At 37.9% G+C, this 15,828-nt stretch carries 17 protein-coding genes and 1 tRNA gene; 7 read left to right on the top strand and 11 right to left on the bottom strand.

Annotated features, from left to right (window positions below):
- Positions 1–60 precede the first annotated feature (60 nt).
- Together groL and groES are read right to left on the bottom strand one after the other, a co-directional pair.
- Positions 61–1,695: a chaperonin GroEL gene (groL, locus tag ACOZBY_RS20070; protein ID WP_012291939.1), complete on the bottom strand. Its 1,635-nt coding sequence runs from the start codon at positions 1,693–1,695 to the stop codon at positions 61–63.
- A gap of 128 nt (positions 1,696–1,823) precedes the next feature.
- Complete coding sequence (gene groES / locus ACOZBY_RS20065) at positions 1,824–2,108, bottom strand: co-chaperone GroES (protein WP_024363933.1); 285 nt, start codon at positions 2,106–2,108, stop codon at positions 1,824–1,826.
- Positions 2,109–2,276: 168 nt separating this feature from the next.
- Between groES and ACOZBY_RS20060 the strand changes: the two genes are divergently transcribed.
- Entirely contained in the window at positions 2,277–3,041 is a 765-nt protein-coding gene (locus ACOZBY_RS20060) for a CPBP family intramembrane glutamic endopeptidase (protein WP_031416324.1), read from the top strand.
- A gap of 75 nt (positions 3,042–3,116) precedes the next feature.
- On the opposite strand, the gene tatC is transcribed toward ACOZBY_RS20060, so the two are convergent.
- The 3 genes from tatC to ACOZBY_RS20045 all read right to left on the bottom strand — a co-directional run bounded on the left by tatC (position 3,117) and on the right by ACOZBY_RS20045 (position 4,944).
- On the bottom strand, positions 3,117–3,941 hold the full coding sequence (gene tatC / locus ACOZBY_RS20055) for a twin-arginine translocase subunit TatC (protein ID WP_012291937.1): 825 nt from the start codon (positions 3,939–3,941) through the stop codon (positions 3,117–3,119).
- Between the two features lie 17 nt (positions 3,942–3,958).
- On the bottom strand, positions 3,959–4,144 hold the full coding sequence (locus tag ACOZBY_RS20050; protein ID WP_010857065.1) for a twin-arginine translocase TatA/TatE family subunit: 186 nt from the start codon (positions 4,142–4,144) through the stop codon (positions 3,959–3,961).
- Between the two features lie 164 nt (positions 4,145–4,308).
- Positions 4,309–4,944 (bottom strand): redox-sensing transcriptional repressor Rex, encoded by a 636-nt coding sequence (locus ACOZBY_RS20045; RefSeq protein WP_012291935.1) that lies wholly within the window; start codon positions 4,942–4,944, stop codon positions 4,309–4,311.
- 253 nt (positions 4,945–5,197) lie between these two features.
- Here ACOZBY_RS20045 and ACOZBY_RS20040 point away from each other — a divergent pair, with 253 nt between their 5' ends.
- Complete coding sequence (locus ACOZBY_RS20040) at positions 5,198–7,141, top strand: ABC-F family ATP-binding cassette domain-containing protein (RefSeq protein ID WP_422762634.1); 1,944 nt, start codon at positions 5,198–5,200, stop codon at positions 7,139–7,141.
- A 438-nt stretch (positions 7,142–7,579) separates the two neighbouring features.
- On the opposite strand, the gene tsaD is transcribed toward ACOZBY_RS20040, so the two are convergent.
- The 6 genes from tsaD to ACOZBY_RS20010 all read right to left on the bottom strand — a co-directional run bounded on the left by tsaD (position 7,580) and on the right by ACOZBY_RS20010 (position 11,354).
- A complete protein-coding gene (gene tsaD / locus ACOZBY_RS20035) occupies positions 7,580–8,596 on the bottom strand; it encodes a tRNA (adenosine(37)-N6)-threonylcarbamoyltransferase complex transferase subunit TsaD (RefSeq protein ID WP_012291933.1) in 1,017 nt (338 codons plus the stop codon).
- Positions 8,596–9,048, bottom strand: coding sequence for a ribosomal protein S18-alanine N-acetyltransferase (gene rimI / locus ACOZBY_RS20030; protein WP_031416320.1), 453 nt, complete (start codon positions 9,046–9,048; stop codon positions 8,596–8,598). The genes tsaD and rimI overlap by 1 nt, the downstream gene beginning before the upstream one ends.
- Complete coding sequence (tsaB, locus tag ACOZBY_RS20025) at positions 9,041–9,748, bottom strand: tRNA (adenosine(37)-N6)-threonylcarbamoyltransferase complex dimerization subunit type 1 TsaB (protein WP_031416319.1); 708 nt, start codon at positions 9,746–9,748, stop codon at positions 9,041–9,043. The genes rimI and tsaB overlap by 8 nt, the downstream gene beginning before the upstream one ends.
- The gene (gene tsaE, locus ACOZBY_RS20020) at positions 9,745–10,194 is read right to left on the bottom strand and encodes a tRNA (adenosine(37)-N6)-threonylcarbamoyltransferase complex ATPase subunit type 1 TsaE (RefSeq protein ID WP_012291930.1); all 450 of its coding nucleotides are present in this window, start codon (positions 10,192–10,194) and stop codon (positions 9,745–9,747) included. Before tsaE ends, tsaB begins: the two co-directional genes overlap by 4 nt.
- A gap of 274 nt (positions 10,195–10,468) precedes the next feature.
- Positions 10,469–10,807 carry a hypothetical protein gene (locus tag ACOZBY_RS20015; protein ID WP_012291929.1) on the bottom strand — a complete coding sequence of 113 codons (339 nt, stop codon included), beginning with the start codon at positions 10,805–10,807 and terminating at the stop codon, positions 10,469–10,471.
- A gap of 471 nt (positions 10,808–11,278) precedes the next feature.
- Positions 11,279–11,354, bottom strand: a tRNA-Asp gene (locus tag ACOZBY_RS20010).
- A gap of 149 nt (positions 11,355–11,503) precedes the next feature.
- On the opposite strand from ACOZBY_RS20010, the gene opp3b reads away from it, so the two are divergent.
- The 5 genes from opp3b to ACOZBY_RS19985 are packed head-to-tail and all read left to right on the top strand — an operon-like array spanning position 11,504 to position 15,827.
- Positions 11,504–12,433, top strand: coding sequence for an oligopeptide ABC transporter permease (opp3b, locus tag ACOZBY_RS20005; RefSeq protein WP_422762633.1), 930 nt, complete (start codon positions 11,504–11,506; stop codon positions 12,431–12,433).
- Positions 12,430–13,461 (top strand): oligopeptide ABC transporter permease, encoded by a 1,032-nt coding sequence (opp3C, locus tag ACOZBY_RS20000; protein ID WP_012291927.1) that lies wholly within the window; start codon positions 12,430–12,432, stop codon positions 13,459–13,461. The genes opp3b and opp3C overlap by 4 nt, the downstream gene beginning before the upstream one ends.
- Positions 13,462–13,474: 13 nt before the next feature.
- Positions 13,475–14,647 carry an ABC transporter ATP-binding protein gene (locus ACOZBY_RS19995; protein ID WP_422762632.1) on the top strand — a complete coding sequence of 391 codons (1,173 nt, stop codon included), beginning with the start codon at positions 13,475–13,477 and terminating at the stop codon, positions 14,645–14,647.
- The gene (locus ACOZBY_RS19990; protein WP_422762645.1) at positions 14,632–15,465 is read left to right on the top strand and encodes an ATP-binding cassette domain-containing protein; all 834 of its coding nucleotides are present in this window, start codon (positions 14,632–14,634) and stop codon (positions 15,463–15,465) included. Before ACOZBY_RS19995 ends, ACOZBY_RS19990 begins: the two co-directional genes overlap by 16 nt.
- Positions 15,462–15,827, top strand: a complete 366-nt coding sequence (locus ACOZBY_RS19985; RefSeq protein ID WP_230591226.1) for a DUF3899 domain-containing protein — start codon at positions 15,462–15,464, stop codon at positions 15,825–15,827. The genes ACOZBY_RS19990 and ACOZBY_RS19985 overlap by 4 nt, the downstream gene beginning before the upstream one ends.
- Position 15,828: the final 1 nt, after the last annotated feature.

The following is a 15,828-nucleotide window of genomic DNA, read 5'->3' as shown; positions in this document are numbered from 1 at the left end:
TTATAACTGAGAACTGGTTTCTTTTATAAGTTTATTACTCAAATCGCATTTAGCGTTCGATTACATCATTCCTGGCATGCCGCCCATACCACTCATATCTGGCATACCTGCGCCAGCTGGTTCAGGAATATCTGCAACTACTGCTTCTGTTGTTAAGAATAGAGCAGCTACTGACGCAGCATTTTGTAATGCTGAACGAGTTACTTTTGCTGGGTCTACTACACCTGCTTCCATCATGTTTACCCATTCGCCTGTTGCTGCATTGAAACCAATGCCAATTTCTTCACGTTTCAAGCGATCCACGATGATAGAGCCTTCAAGACCAGCGTTGTTAGCGATTTGACGAACTGGCTCTTCTAAAGCACGAAGAACAATTTTCACTCCTGTTGCTACATCGCCTTCTTCAGATTCAGACACTTTTTCCACTGCTGCATACACGTTAAGAAGTGCAGTACCACCACCTGATACGATACCTTCTTCAACTGCTGCACGTGTTGAGTTTAAAGCATCTTCAATACGAAGTTTACGCTCTTTAAGCTCTGTTTCTGTTGCAGCCCCTACTTTGATAACTGCTACACCACCCGCTAATTTCGCAAGGCGTTCTTGTAGTTTTTCTTTATCGAATTCTGAAGTTGTTTCAGCAAGTTGTGCTCGGATTTGGCCAATACGTGCTTCGATTGCATCTGCACCGCCTACACCTTCAACAATTGTAGTATTGTCTTTTGTCACAACTACTTTTGCAGCACGACCTAGCGAAGAAATATCAGCTGATTTTAGGTCTAAACCTAATTCCTCTGTAATTACTTGACCACCAGTTAAGATAGCGATATCTTCAAGCATTGCTTTACGACGATCACCAAAACCTGGTGCTTTTACTGCTACAGCGTTGAATGTACCACGAAGCTTGTTCACGACAAGTGTTGCAAGTGCTTCTCCTTCAACGTCTTCAGCAATAATTAAAAGTGGACGACCTTGTTGTACCACTTGTTCTAATAATGGTAATACTTCTTGGATGTTTGTAATTTTTTTATCAGTAATTAAGATATATGGGTTATCCAGAACTGCTTCCATTTTATCTGTATCTGTTACCATATAGTGTGATGCATAGCCACGGTCAAACTGCATACCTTCTACTACATCAAGCTCTGTTGTGAAGCCTTTAGATTCTTCAATTGTAATAACACCATCATTACCTACACGTTCCATCGCTTCAGCAATAAGCTGTCCAACTTCATCATCAGCTGCCGAAATAGCAGCAACTTGTGCGATTTCATCCTTATTGCTTACAGGACGCGAAATCGTGTGTAATTCAGTTAATGCCGCAGCAACAGCTTTATCAATCCCTTTACGGATACCTACAGGGTTTGCACCAGCTGTCACGTTTTTCAAGCCCTCACGAATAATTGCTTGTGCAAGAACTGTTGCAGTAGTTGTACCATCACCAGCGATTTCGTTTGTCTTAGAAGCAACCTCAGCTACTAATTTTGCTCCCATGTTTTCGTATGGATTTTCCAGCTCGATTTCTTTTGCAATTGTCACACCATCATTTGTAATAAGTGGTGAACCGAATTTTTTTTCTAACACTACATTACGTCCTTTTGGACCTAATGTTATTTTTACTGCATTCGCTAATTTATCTACACCTTGTAACATTAATGAACGAGCGTCTTCTGAGAATTTAATATCTTTTGCCATGAGAATTTACCCTCCTGAAATGGAATATTCGTTAAGCTTCTTCAATATATTTATATCAATTTCATCTTATTGTCACTTTTCGTTCAAGAAACAATAAGCATTCACCTTCATTGAAGGTGCATTAAAAATTATCCAATAATTGCGAGAATATCGCTTTCACGTAAAATTAGGTATTCATTACCTTCATATTTAACTTCTGTACCAGCGTACTTAGAGAAAATAATGTGGTCGTCAACTTTAACGTCAAGCTCTACACGTTGTCCGTTCTCTAAAACACGACCTGTCCCAACTGCTACAACTTTACCTTCTTGTGGTTTTTCTTTTGCAGAGTCAGGTAGTACAATACCGAATGCAGATTTTTCCTCTACCTCGATTAGTTCAATTACAATACGATCTCCTAGTGGTCTTAACAAGTGAAACAACCTCCTAATAATAATAATTGTTGAATTTATTAGCACTCTATATCATCGAGTGCTAACACAATTATTATGATAATCAATCACACTTTTTTTTGCAAGTCAGAACTTCGAAAAATTTTGTTTTCTTTCCATATTCATCTACAATAGAAAGGAAGCCTATGAATGGAAAGGATTTTGACTGTGACTAATTCTCCAAAAGTAACAAAACATAAAAAAACCGCTCTATATGTTTTACTGATTTATATCCTAATGCAAATCTCAAGTAGATGGTTGCTCTTACCGTTTCACAAGCTCGTTATGAAGATGACCGACCTAACTTCTGAGCAAGCAGCGCCTATAACTCAAGGCTGGTATATTGCGCTTAGCTTTGCAATTGCGCTCATTTTAAGTTTAATCTTAACATCTCGTGATAAAACCTTTTGGAACGTTTATCAAGGAAAAAAAGAAACGATACCGCTCACAATTATTTGGGGTATTCTTGGCTTCATCCTTGTATTTTTTGGTCAAATGATTGGAGCAGCTATTGAAATGGCCGTTTTTGGTATCGAAGGAGGTTCCCAAAATACCGCAGATATTGTCGCTATAGCTAAAGGAGCTCCTATTGCCATATTAGCGATTGTTGTATTCGGTCCCATTTTAGAAGAGTTCGTCTTCCGTAGAGTTATATTTGGATCACTTGTCCAAACAACAAACTTCTGGGTGGCGGCAATAGTAAGTGCTATATTCTTTGCGATTATACACTTCGACTTCTCTCATATTTTACTTTATACAATTTGTGGTTTAATCTTTGCCTTTTTATATCACAAAACAAAACGTATTTGGACTTCTATTATTGCACACGTCATGTTGAATGGATTTGTGACACTTGTACAATTCTATGCAGAACCATTGCAAAAGTTTCTTCAAGAACTAGAAAAAATGCAATAATTTTTTTAAAAGCTATATAAAGTTGCCAAAAATACAAAAGCTCGGTGCCTTCATGAGGCCACCGAGCTTTAACTATTACTGATTATTCAATTCTTCTATTTGTCGTCGTTGCTGTTCCAATGCCTCTTCAATCTGGCGCTTTTGTTCAGCTTCCTGCTCTTCTTTTAATCGAATTTCCTCTGATTTTAGATATTTTCTATAACCAACCCGAGATATCATAATACTAATTTCATACAGGATAAACAGTGGTACTGATACCATTAAGTGAGACGCCAATTCAGGCGGCGCAATGAGAGCAGCACATACAAATAAACCAAAATATGAATATTTACGAATACGAATTAATAGATCTGGACTTAATATTCCAATCCGTGAAAAGAATAATACTACAATAGGTAATTGGAATAGAAAACCGAATGGTATTGTGAGTTTAAATAAAAATGTAAAATACTCATGTATACCAATTGTTTGCTGAATATCTAAATCATTTGATAAATTCATCATGAATTTGATGACATACGGGAATAGTAAAAAGTATGAAAATGATAACCCTGCGATAAACAATAAAAAAGAATATGGTATATAGCTTAAGGTTGCTCTTCGCTCTACTTCCCTTAACCCTGGACTAATAAACGACCACAATTGATACATTAAAACTGGCGATGAAAGAATAAATGCAATTAAAAAAACAACTTGAATATAAATGGCTAGTGGTGTTACTACGTCAAATGCATGGAGCTCGATATTATATTTTGCTCCTGTAGTTTGAAGATATTTAACAAGTGGCTTTGCGACAAAAAAGGCGCCAGCCATAGCGAGAACAAAGAAAACGGCAACAATGAACAGCCGTTTTCTTAATTCTTCTATATGCTCAATGACAGTTAGATCTTTTGGATTCATTCCTCAAACATCCTAACTTACTTATCTAGTTCTTTCTTTTTCTTGTCATCATCATCTTCGTCGGCTAAACCTTTAGTAGCATTTTTGAATTCACGTAGTGTTGAACCAAATGCTTTACCAAGCTCTGGTAACTTTTTAGGACCAAAAATTAGTAACGCGACAATTCCGATAATAATGAGGCTCATAGGACCAATACCACCCATTACAGCCACCTCCTCTTTATATCCATCATTTTAACGCATATTTCGCCATTTTGCTAACTAATTATATGTGAAAGTTTTTCGTCACTCTCACTGATATTACCGCGTTTTGTTTAAAATTACTATTTGACAGAAACGGTGAACTCCACTTTAAATATGTAAAATTTTCACACTTCCTGATTACGAATTAAATAAATAAGCGCTTGCAATTCTACCGATAAATCAATGGTTAAGAGCTGCATGCTATCTGGCACAGTCAATCGCTCGGGCGTAAAATTTAAAATTCCCTTTGCATTCATAGCCGCTAAGCGATCTGCCATTTTTTGTGCAGAGCGTGGTGATACTGTCAAAATTGCTAGCTCTGCCCCGTATTCTGCATACTTTTCTTCTAGCAAATCAGGATGAAAAACAGGAATGTTACTAATCATTTTGCCATCCTTCGGAGCTTTCGAATCAAATGCTACAACAATATGTGTGTTGTGGTTTTTTTGAAAATTATATTTTAATAATGCACTGCCTAAATTCCCCACGCCAATTAACGCTACTTTTGTTGTTTCATGCTGATCAAGCGTCTGGCTAAAAAACTGTAATAGATGCTGTACATCGTAGCCATAGCCTTTCTTTCCAAGTGCACCAAAATAAGAAAAGTCACGGCGAATGGTTGCAGAATCTATTTTCATCGCTTCACTCAGTTCCTTCGACGAAATACGTTCCATACCTTCTTGTGCAAAGTTTTGAATAAATCGATAGTAAAGAGGAAGTCTTTTTGTAGTGGCTTGTGGAATTTTTAATTCTTGTTTCAAACTTTCTCCTCCTTATGTTGAACCTCAATCAATTTTACTGTATTTAACTACTAATTTTAATACATTTATCCTTAACTATATACAACATTTTTGCAATCCACTAGCGTATTTCTCTTTAGTTAATGGCGCTATGTACGCAGCTAACTAAAAAGAAATCGTTTCAATCTTACATGACTGCTTGGAATAAGTAAAGCACCGACATTGCATGCAAATCGTTCATCCATTACACTAAGGTAGAATTGAGGTGTCAAGAATGATTGTTTTACAGGTCAATCAACTAACTAAATCCTTTCTTGCAGATGAAATTTTGAGTGGTGTGAAATTAGAAGTTCAACACCGTGATCGTGTTGCCTTAGTAGGGCGAAACGGTGCAGGTAAATCGACTTTATTAAAAATAATCGCTGGGCAAATGTCCTATGACTCAGGGGATATCATTATTCCAAAGGGCATCCAGGTTGGCTATTTAGAGCAACATGCCGGATTAAATTCTACGTTAACTATTTGGGATGAAATGATGACCATTTTCGAACCCCTTTTAGCCCAAGAACAAACGCTCCGCTCGCTCGAACAGCAAATGGCAGATTCTACTGTTTATGAAAATCCTACTTTGTATGCGAAAGTTATGTCAGAATATGATCAACTACAGCATACTTTTAAGGATGCTGGCGGCTATCAATATGAATCGGACATGCGATCAGTGCTTCATGGAATGCAATTCTATCCGGAAGACTACGATAAACCCATTAGCTCCCTATCTGGTGGCCAACGCACACGCTTAGCACTAGCTAAGCTCTTACTTAGTAAACCAGATCTTCTAATTCTCGATGAGCCTACGAACCATTTAGATATTGAAACATTATCTTGGTTAGAATCTTATTTAAAGAGCTATGAAGGCGCTATTTTAATTGTTTCTCATGACCGCTACTTCTTAGACCAAGTTGTTTCTATTGTCTATGAAGTATCACGCCATCGTGTCACAAAATATACAGGTAACTACAGTGCTTATTTAGATGTAAAAGCTAAAAACTATGAACGTGATGTCAAACTTTTTGAGCGTCAGCAAGATGAAAAGGCCAAGCTAGAAGATTTTATCCAAAAGAATATTGCACGTGCCTCTACAACAAAAATGGCACAAAGTCGACGAAAAATGCTTGAACGAACAGAATGGATGGAATCGCCAGATGGTGATGAAAAATCCGCTAGTTTTGGTTTTACGATTGAACGTCAAAGTGGTAATGATGTTTTATCCGTTGATGATTTAACAATCGGCTATGGCGATCAGCGTATATCTAGTGGTATTAAGCTACGTACTTTTCGCGAGGATCGAATTGCTCTTGTTGGACCAAACGGGGTTGGTAAATCGACATTATTAAAAACGATTGTAAAAGATTTAACGCCTCTTGCAGGTGATATCCGTTATGGTACGAATGTGCAAATTGGCTATTATGATCAAGAGCAAGCAAAGCTTTCGAGCAATAAAAGTGTCTTAAAAGAGCTATGGGATGAATGGCCGCTTATGAATGAAAAAGATATACGTACTGTATTGGGACGCTTCCTATTTAGTGGAGAAGATGTCGATAAAGTGGTCTCTTCTTTATCAGGTGGTGAAAAAGCACGCCTTGCACTTTCAAAATTAATGATGCAAAAGGCCAATTTTTTAATTCTCGACGAGCCTACCAACCATCTAGATTTAGATAGTAAGGAGGTTCTTGAAAATGCTTTGATCGATTATCCTGGAACGCTTCTATTTGTCTCTCATGACCGCTACTTCATTAATCGTATCGCTACCAAAGTGGTGGAGTTGTCTGGAACTGGGTCGTTCGAATATTTAGGGGACTATGATTATTATGTAGAGAAAAAACAGGAGCTGTTTGAGCTAGCACAAATGAAGAGTGCTTCCCAACCGCAACTACAGCAGACTCTACCTGATAAGACCTCAACCTCCAAAATTGATAAAGAGGCAAAAAAACGTGAACGACAAATAAGACGTGCTATCGAAGAACTAGAAGGCAAGATGCAAGAAACGACGACTATCATTGATAGGCTAGAGGAAGCTCTTTGTGATCCTGCAATTTTTACAGATCATGAAAAAATTGCCCAACTGCAAGGCGAATTGGCTACTGCAAAGGAGAAGCATGAGCTTTTAGAATTAGAGTGGCTAGAGTTAAATGAAGAATTAGAACATATAAATATGTAATTTGATTTAAGCCGTGTGCATTGTCACATGGCTTTTTTCTTTACTCTCCTTCATTTTTCATATATATTGGTCAAGTGCTATTTTTCGACAAAAAATGCCCACAGTTTTATTCACACCATAAATCTAGTAATACCAACATATCAACAGAGTTTTCCACACTGTCCACAATTAAAAATTATTTTATCCACATCATCCCGTGTAAAACATGCTACTATATATTGAATAATCACAAGTTATGCACAAGTTATCAACAATTTGTGCATAAGTACGCGTGTTCGGTATTTAGTTCGCTCCATTACCTGTGGATAATTTTCTGAAAAATTTGTCAATTAAAGTGTACTATTTTACGAATCCCTTCATTACATTCATTTTTTATCAACAAATTTTCGACAAATAAAAAAAGAGATATCTTCCATAAGATACCTCCTTCCCTTACTACTACACCCAGGATTTTAACTCCATTCCTGGACGACCATTCATCGTTAAGTTTCCTCGGATACCCGCTTCATACATTGGCATGGCAACTGCTCCAATCATTGCCGCATTATCCGTACATAATTTGAGTGGTGGTACAAAAAACGGAATCCCTTCCTCAGTGAACACTGCCTCTAATGAAGCACGTAAGCCTTTATTGGCTGCTACACCGCCAGCTGCGATGACCTGCTTCACCTGATATTCGCGAGCAGCACGCAATGTTTTCGCTGTTAGTACTTCGACAACGCTTTCCTGGAAGCCCTTTGCAACGCCTGCTGGTGAAATGGCTTCGCCACGTTGATCCATATTGTGTTTATAATTGATGACCGCTGATTTTAAGCCACTAAAGCTAAAATCATAAGACCCCTCCTCTAACCATACTCTTGGAAAAGGTACAGCCTCTTCTCCCTCATGAGCGAGCTGATCAATGCGTGGGCCACCTGGATAAGGTAAATTTAAAACTCGTGCCACTTTATCATATGCCTCACCTGCTGCATCATCTCTTGTTTCACCAATAACCTCAAAGGAGCCATGTTCCTTCATATAAACAAGCTCCGTATGCCCACCTGATACAACAAGTGCCAATAAAGGAAACTCCATTGGTTGGACTAGAGCATTCGCATAAATATGACCTGCAATATGATGTACACCAATAATCGGTAAATTATTGGCAAAAGCAAACGCCTTAGCCGCATTTATGCCAATTAGCAGCGCACCGACTAAACCTGGACCCTCCGTAACGGCAACAGCATCCAAATCGGCTGGCTTTATATTCGCTTGTGCTAAAGCTTCCTCAATAACCACTGTAATTTGTTCAACATGATGACGTGAAGCGATTTCAGGAACAACTCCACCAAATCGTTTGTGGCTTTCTATTTGTGACGCAACAACATTCGAAACAATTTCATGACCATTTCGAATAATTGCTGCAGCTGTTTCATCACAGCTCGATTCTATTGCTAATATCAACCCATTATTCATTATAAATTCACCCACATGACAAGGGCATCCTCCCCGTTATCAGTATAATAGCCTTTCCGTATACCACCATCTTGGAAATGAAGCTTGCGATAGAGATTTTGTGCAACCGTATTTGTCACACGTACCTCAAGCGTCATAACCTCCATTCCATGTAAACGCGCTATATGCATCGCCTCACGCATCAATCCTTCGCCTATCCCTCTGCCACGAGCCTGCTCAATTACCGCTACATTTGTTATTTGAGCTGCATCTATGACCATCCACATTCCACAAAAACCAATAATACTACCATTTTCATCTATAGCCAGCACATAATGCGCATACTGATTTTCATGCACTTCGTAGTAAAAGGAATCTAACGTCCATGGCACTGGAAATGAAGCCAATTCAATTTCATAAACTGCTGGCACATCGTCCGAAACCATTTTTCGATAAGTTACATTCCTAGTCATGTTCCTTCTCCTTCTGTTCTTTCAGCCAGTTTGCCTCAGCCTCGGCAATCCGTTTATATTGTGGAACGAAGTGATGGGTAGCTTCGACACTCGGTAACTCCATTTTCGTCGCTATATGAATGACTTCCGTCGCACGTGGCAAATCAATACTAAATGGTGCACGTACTGCATAATCACCAAGCATCTGCACAATATTCTCCCAAAATATATCAACATCTGTTCCTACAAATAGAATAGGTTGCTCTAATGCCTTTAAACGCACTAATACATCATCAATATGTGCATGATGATCCTCCACAAGTGCCTCTAAAGTTTCACCTTGATAAACTGCCGTATAGACATTGCGTCTTCTAGCATCAAAAATTGGACAAACCAACCCGTTATAAAGGGCAGCGTTGGCAGCCAATGCTTTTAAACTAGATACGCCCACTAAAGGTTTCTGTAATGTCCATGCTAATGTTTTTGCTAATGTCACCCCTATACGGACACCCGTATAAGAACCTGGTCCTTCAGATACTGCAATCGCATCCAAGTCATTCGGTTTTACATCTATGCGTGCTAGAATTTCTTCAATCGCTGGCATCGCACCTGCAGAATGCGTTAATTTTATATTTTGTACCATCTCGGCCACTATTTTGCCGTCCTTTATAACTGCAATGGAAAGTGGTGTATTTGCTGTTTCTATTCCTAACCAAATCATTTCATTAGCTCCTCACATAGTGCCTCATAGCGTTCTCCTCGAGGTATTAACACAAAGCGTCGTTCATTTTCTCCGATTCGGTAAATCTCTATCGCTAGGCGATCCTGTGGCAAATCCTGTTCTATTAAATGCGCCCATTCGACCACTGATACCGCATCTCCATAAAAAAGCTCGTCCCACCCAAGGTCTTCATCACTTTCTGCTAACCTATATACATCTAAATGATTAAACGGTAATCTTCCCTCATACTGCTTAATAATCGTAAATGTTGGACTGTTGACTGTTCGTTTGACCCCTAGCTCCTTCGCCAAGGCTTTCGTAAATGTCGTCTTCCCCGCACCTAGATCACCTTCTAATGTAATCGTATCCTGAGCTTCTAATTTATTTGCAAGTTTGCTGGCAAAACGTTCTGTATCATCAAGTGAATTCATGATTATTTCATACATATTCTTTTTCCTCTCATCACTACATTACCTCTAGTTTACCTAAACTAGCGAAAATGTTCAAAGCATCCAATACTCATTATACTTGCTTTGAAAATCCAAAAATATGTGAACAATTAAACGATTAGATTCAAGGAGCTATTATTATTCCATTTTTCATTGTCTCATCAGTATCCTCATGGGCATCCATTTAATGAATGTGATAAGAAGAAAAAGCCATCGAGAGTGAACCTTCTCAATGGCTTCTGCCTACAGTCAAATATGTCTTCTTTTACAACTATCGATTAGAATGGCCTTTTACAGCTACGATCTCTTTAGCAATTAATTTATCATCCTTAAATTTCACTATATAAGCCTGAGTCAACAAGGTTTCATCATTCCAACGATATTCATTATTTTTCACCTTTTTACCTGCACCACCTGCTGTCTCTACTACCTCAATATATGACATATCATTTTTTAATTTCTCAAATTCTACTTCGTTCATATTTTTTTGCCAGTGATACGTATTTGCTTCTTCAATCTCTATAATAGGATCTCCACAGCCTACCATCATTAACATGGAACCAATAAGCAAAGGTAAATAAAAATATTTTAAAAATTGATCTTTGCTCATGTAAACACCTCCGTAGTCAATCCAATTACCTCTAATTTTTACCCTTAGTTTTTATTTTAGAAACATAACTCATTTTACCTTATAAAATCATCATCATTTATCGGTAATTTTTACTATTTTTAGATAATGTTAAATATATGCAATTCGTTAGACTTACTTTAGTAATTCAACTAAATTCATTGAAATTGAGCGTTTTTTAAGTGAACGTAGTGGGGTTATTTAGGGCAATAGATGTTATTTCATTAAAATCAATGGGAGGTTGGTCATAAAGGCTTCACCAAATGTAAAGCTTTTAACCTCTATGTTTCCACCCTGTGCATTGGGTCTTCATAGAGTGATACGTTTATACATACAACAAATGCTTGAAAAGATCTTATGATTAAAAAGCTAAGCAGAAAGAAAATCCTCCTTATATACAAAAAAGCCCTTATGACTGTAACAGTACATAAGAGCGATCATATCAAGTATAAATGGCGGTCCCGACCGGGATCGAACCGGCGATCTCCTGCGTGACAGGCAGGCATGTTAACCGCTACACCACGGGACCTCTTTAAGACATTTATAAATATATCATATAAAAAAATGATATGCAATATATATTTTCATATTTTTTCTTCTCTTATTTCCTTACAATTGGCATCAATCTTGCAAATAATTTAATAGTTTTAACACACTTTTTAGTAGGAGGTTGGTGCCATGGTTCGGTACATATTTACACGAATTGGATATATGATTATTACGCTTTTTATTATTATCCTACTGTCATTTTTATTAATGAAAGCTTTGCCAGGTTCACCATTTAATGATGAACGCCTTCCAGAGACACAAAAAGAGCTTCTTTACAAAAAATATGGATTAGACAAGCCCGTTCCTGTGCAATTCGGAATTTATTTAACGAATCTTGTACAGGGGGATTTAGGAGTTTCTTTTGTCTTTGATAACCGTCCAGTAACTAAGATTATTAAAGAACGTATTGGTGCATCGGCGATTTTGGGCTTTCAAGCCATAATAGTAGGCACAATTATTGGGCTTCTATTAGGCATTATCGCTGCTCTAAGACACAACACAATTATTGACTATAGTGCCACAATATTAGCTGTACTAGGTATATCCATTCCATCATTTGTCTTTGCAGGTTTTTTACAGTATTGGGTTGGCGTTAAATTGGGTTGGTTACCCATTACCTTTTGGAATGGCTTTGAATATTCCATTTTACCAACAATTGCATTAGCAGTTGGAGTAGTTGCAACAATTGCTCGTTTTACGCGCATGGAAATGCTTGAAGTCCTTAGTCAAGAATATATCTTAACCTCAAAAGCTAAAGGATTATCAAAGCCAATTATCATTACAAAGCATGGTATTCGAAATGCCATGATCCCAATCGTGACTATTATTGGTCCTTTAACCGTTAACACTATTACTGGTTCACTTGTCATTGAAAAGATATTCAGTATTCCAGGTTTAGGTGAGCAATTTGTTAATTCAATTATAACGAATGATTATCAGCTCATTATGGGAACGACTATTTTTTATGCGGTGTTATTTGTAACCGTCGTTTTAATTATCGATATTTTATACGGATTGATTGACCCCCGAATTCGTGTGACAGGAGGCGATAATACATGACTAGTAAACTGACAGATAGTACAACTAAAAGCCATCCAAAGGAATTATTTGAATATGCACCGGAAACTGATATTACGGATGATTTCACCTATCGTCCTGAGCAATCATTTTGGCAGGATGCCTGGCGGGGTTTGCGAAAAAATAAAGCAGCTATTATTGGGCTATGTACTATTATTGTTGTTCTATTACTTGCCATTTTCGGCCCTTTTATGAATAGCCATGGCTATGATGAACAAAATATCGCACGCACTAATTTACCGCCAAAAATCCCTATCCTTGAGAATATTTCCTTCTTAGGCTTGAATGGCGTCGATAGCCGAGGCATAGACCAATATGAAGCGAAAGGTATTGGGGAATATTTTTGGTTCGGTACAGATGAATTAGGGCGAGATCTTTGGACACGTATCTGGGAAGGAACAAGAATTTCTCTTTATATTGCTTTTTTAGCAGCAACCATTGATCTAATTATAGGCGTTGCTTATGGGGCTGTTTCAGCATTTTATGGTGGTCGAGCAGATAATATTATGCAACGTATTATTGAAGTGTTGGTCGGTATACCTGGATTAATTGTGAACATACTGCTGATTCTTATTTTAAAGCCTGGAATTATTTCGATTACGATTGCAATGGTAATTGTGGGTTGGATTAGTATGGCTCGAATTGTTCGAGCACAAATATTGAAGCTAAAATCTTATGAATATGTGCTTGCTTCACGAACACTTGGTGCTAGTAACCAACGTCTCATATGGAAGCATTTAATTCCCAATACGCTTGGGCCAATTATTGTTGCGACTACATTTACAATACCAGGTGCTATTTTCACGGAAGCCCTATTAAGCTTCATTGGCCTAGGACTACAGCCTCCAACTGCTTCTTTGGGGACAATTGTCAACGATTCATATAAATTATTAAGAATTTATCCACATGGCATGATTATTTCATCTATTGTCATTAGCTTAATTATGATTAGCTTTAATTTACTCGGTGATGGACTGCGTGATGCATTCGATCCCAAAACTCGTAAATAGGAAGGTGCTCTAAATGAAGAAAATATTAGAAGTAAAAAATTTAAGTGTTTCCTTCAACACGTACAATGGTGAGGTACAAGCCGTACGCAATATTTCATTTGATTTATTTGAGGGCGAAATCTTAGCTATTGTTGGCGAGTCTGGCTCAGGAAAATCAGTGACTTCGAAAAGCCTTCTTCGTCTCAATCCAACTGAGTCAACAATGGTGAAAAGCGGCCATATTTTTTATAACGGACATGATATTTTATCTTCCAGTGAGCAGGAAATTCGAGCAATACGCGGAGCTGAAATAGCTATGATTTTTCAAGATCCAATGACCGCTTTAAACCCTACGATGACAATTGGTCACCAAATCGCAGAAAGTATAAAAAAACATACGACGTTACGTGGCAAACAAATAACAAACCGTGTTATAGAACTATTGCAACTCGTTGGTATTAAAGAAGCTGATAAACGATATAAACAGTATCCACACCAATTTTCTGGAGGAATGCGCCAACGAATCGTCATTGCTATGGCCCTTGCTTGTGAACCACGTATTATTATTGCTGATGAGCCTACCACAGCACTAGATGTTTCGATCCAAGCGCAAATTTTAGAATTATTAAAAAATATACAACAAAACATGAATTTATCCATTATCTTTATTACCCACGATTTAGGTGTTGTCGCCAAAATGGCTGATCGTGTTGCCGTGATGTATGCTGGAAAAATCATTGAGATTGGCTTAGTTGATGAAATTTTTTATCATTGTCAGCATCCTTATACACAAGGACTGCTGGCAGCCATGCCTAATCCTGATATGGGTACAAATTCATTGTATGCTATTCCTGGGACACCACCAAACCTACTTCATCCTCCTACTGGTGATGCCTTTGCAGCTCGTAATAAACATGCACTAAAAATTGACTTTATAGAGGAGCCACCTATGTTCCAGGTCAGCGACACCCATTTCGCAGCAACTTGGTTATTGCATAAACACGCACCTAAAATAGTACCGGTTCATCAGCACCTTGCTCAAGTACAGCAAGAGAAGCGTAATGCATCAGCTATTTTAGATAAAGAACATCCATATCTATCATTAAAAGAGGTCAAGCAGCATTTCTCTTTAGGGAAAAACTCAGTTAATAAAGCTGTAGATGGCATTACTTTCGATATTTATAAAGGGAAATTTTTGGCCTCGTAGGAGAATCAGGTTGTGGTAAATCTACAACTGGACGTTCCATTATTGGGCTCCATTCGATTACGAGCGGGGAAATTCTTGTTGATGGTCGTAATATCAATGACAATCAAACAAAAAAAGACAAGCTTACCTTCAATAGCAAGGTGCAAATGATTTTTCAAGATCCCTATTCTTCTCTTAATCCGCGTATGAAAATAATGGATATTATAGCAGAAGGATTGGCCATCCATGAAGTGCCTAAAAGTGAATGGAAGCCTAAAATATATGAGTTATTAAACATAGTGGGCTTAACAAAAGAGTACGCAAACCGTTATCCTCATGAACTTAGTGGTGGGCAGCGTCAGCGTATTGGTATTGCACGCGCCCTTGCTGTAGAGCCTGAGCTCATCATTGCAGACGAGCCTATTTCTGCATTGGACGTTTCCATTCAGGCACAAATAGTGAATCTGCTGAAACAGTTACAAACGGAACGCGGATTGACCTATCTTTTTATTGCACACGACTTATCAATGGTGAAATATATTAGTGATCGTATTGGTGTGATGTATCAAGGAAAAATCGTTGAGTTAGCGAACAGTCAAGAACTCTATGATTATCCAGTACACCCTTATACGAAGTCATTATTATCAGCCATTCCATTACCAGATCCTAAGCTAGAGCGAGACCGCAAACGCATTATTTTTAATGAAGTTACCTATCAAGCTAATCGAAATACTGAAAGTGAAAGCTTTGTTGAGATACGCCCTGGTCACTTTGTTATGCTGACAGAAGAGGAGCTTATCCACTATCGTTCTGCCCAAGAAGGAGGTATATTACTTTGAAAAAAAAGACCTTCCTCTTACTTGCTAGCTGTATGATCATAGTTTCCCTTAGCTTTATTTTGTTCCTCCATCAACCAATCACTTTTTTAACATTGATTAACAATATTTTTCTTGTATCACTTACCTCTACAATTATAGGTGCTTCATTGGTTGTTGTGCAAGGTGGGCTTTTTAATGGTATCACCTATAGCTTCAAACGTTTTTTTGCACGTGTTACTAAAAATGGTGTCTATGCCTTTGAATTAGATGGTGATTTAGAATTTGTTCATGCTCCCTCCTGCAACTTTACTTATCCGCTTTTATTAGCAGGTATAATTGGCTGCTCTACGACAGCGATTTTATCTATAGTTTTCTATCTATAAA

Source organism: Lysinibacillus sp. NPDC056220 (genome assembly GCF_049315265.1).
In the GTDB taxonomy this organism is placed as follows: domain Bacteria; phylum Bacillota; class Bacilli; order Bacillales_A; family Planococcaceae; genus Lysinibacillus; species Lysinibacillus pinottii.
Note: the sequence above shows the minus strand (reverse complement) of the source record. Positions and strands in the feature narration are given on the sequence as shown.

Coding starts and splice junctions, on each gene's coding strand:
- ACOZBY_RS19995 (WP_422762632.1), top strand. CDS start 13,475: ATGAAGAAAATATTAGAAGTAAAAAATTTAAGTGTTTCCTTCAACACG.
- opp3C (WP_012291927.1), top strand. CDS start 12,430: ATGACTAGTAAACTGACAGATAGTACAACTAAAAGCCATCCAAAGGAA.
- tatC (WP_012291937.1), bottom strand. CDS start 3,941: ATGAATCCAAAAGATCTAACTGTCATTGAGCATATAGAAGAATTAAGA.
- tsaE (WP_012291930.1), bottom strand. CDS start 10,194: ATGTATGAAATAATCATGAATTCACTTGATGATACAGAACGTTTTGCC.
- rimI (WP_031416320.1), bottom strand. CDS start 9,048: ATGACTAGGAATGTAACTTATCGAAAAATGGTTTCGGACGATGTGCCA.
- tsaB (WP_031416319.1), bottom strand. CDS start 9,748: ATGATTTGGTTAGGAATAGAAACAGCAAATACACCACTTTCCATTGCA.
- ACOZBY_RS20050 (WP_010857065.1), bottom strand. CDS start 4,144: ATGGGTGGTATTGGTCCTATGAGCCTCATTATTATCGGAATTGTCGCG.
- opp3b (WP_422762633.1), top strand. CDS start 11,504: ATGGTTCGGTACATATTTACACGAATTGGATATATGATTATTACGCTT.
- ACOZBY_RS20015 (WP_012291929.1), bottom strand. CDS start 10,807: ATGAGCAAAGATCAATTTTTAAAATATTTTTATTTACCTTTGCTTATT.
- groL (WP_012291939.1), bottom strand. CDS start 1,695: ATGGCAAAAGATATTAAATTCTCAGAAGACGCTCGTTCATTAATGTTA.
- tsaD (WP_012291933.1), bottom strand. CDS start 8,596: ATGAATAATGGGTTGATATTAGCAATAGAATCGAGCTGTGATGAAACA.
- ACOZBY_RS20060 (WP_031416324.1), top strand. CDS start 2,277: ATGGAAAGGATTTTGACTGTGACTAATTCTCCAAAAGTAACAAAACAT.
- ACOZBY_RS20040 (WP_422762634.1), top strand. CDS start 5,198: ATGATTGTTTTACAGGTCAATCAACTAACTAAATCCTTTCTTGCAGAT.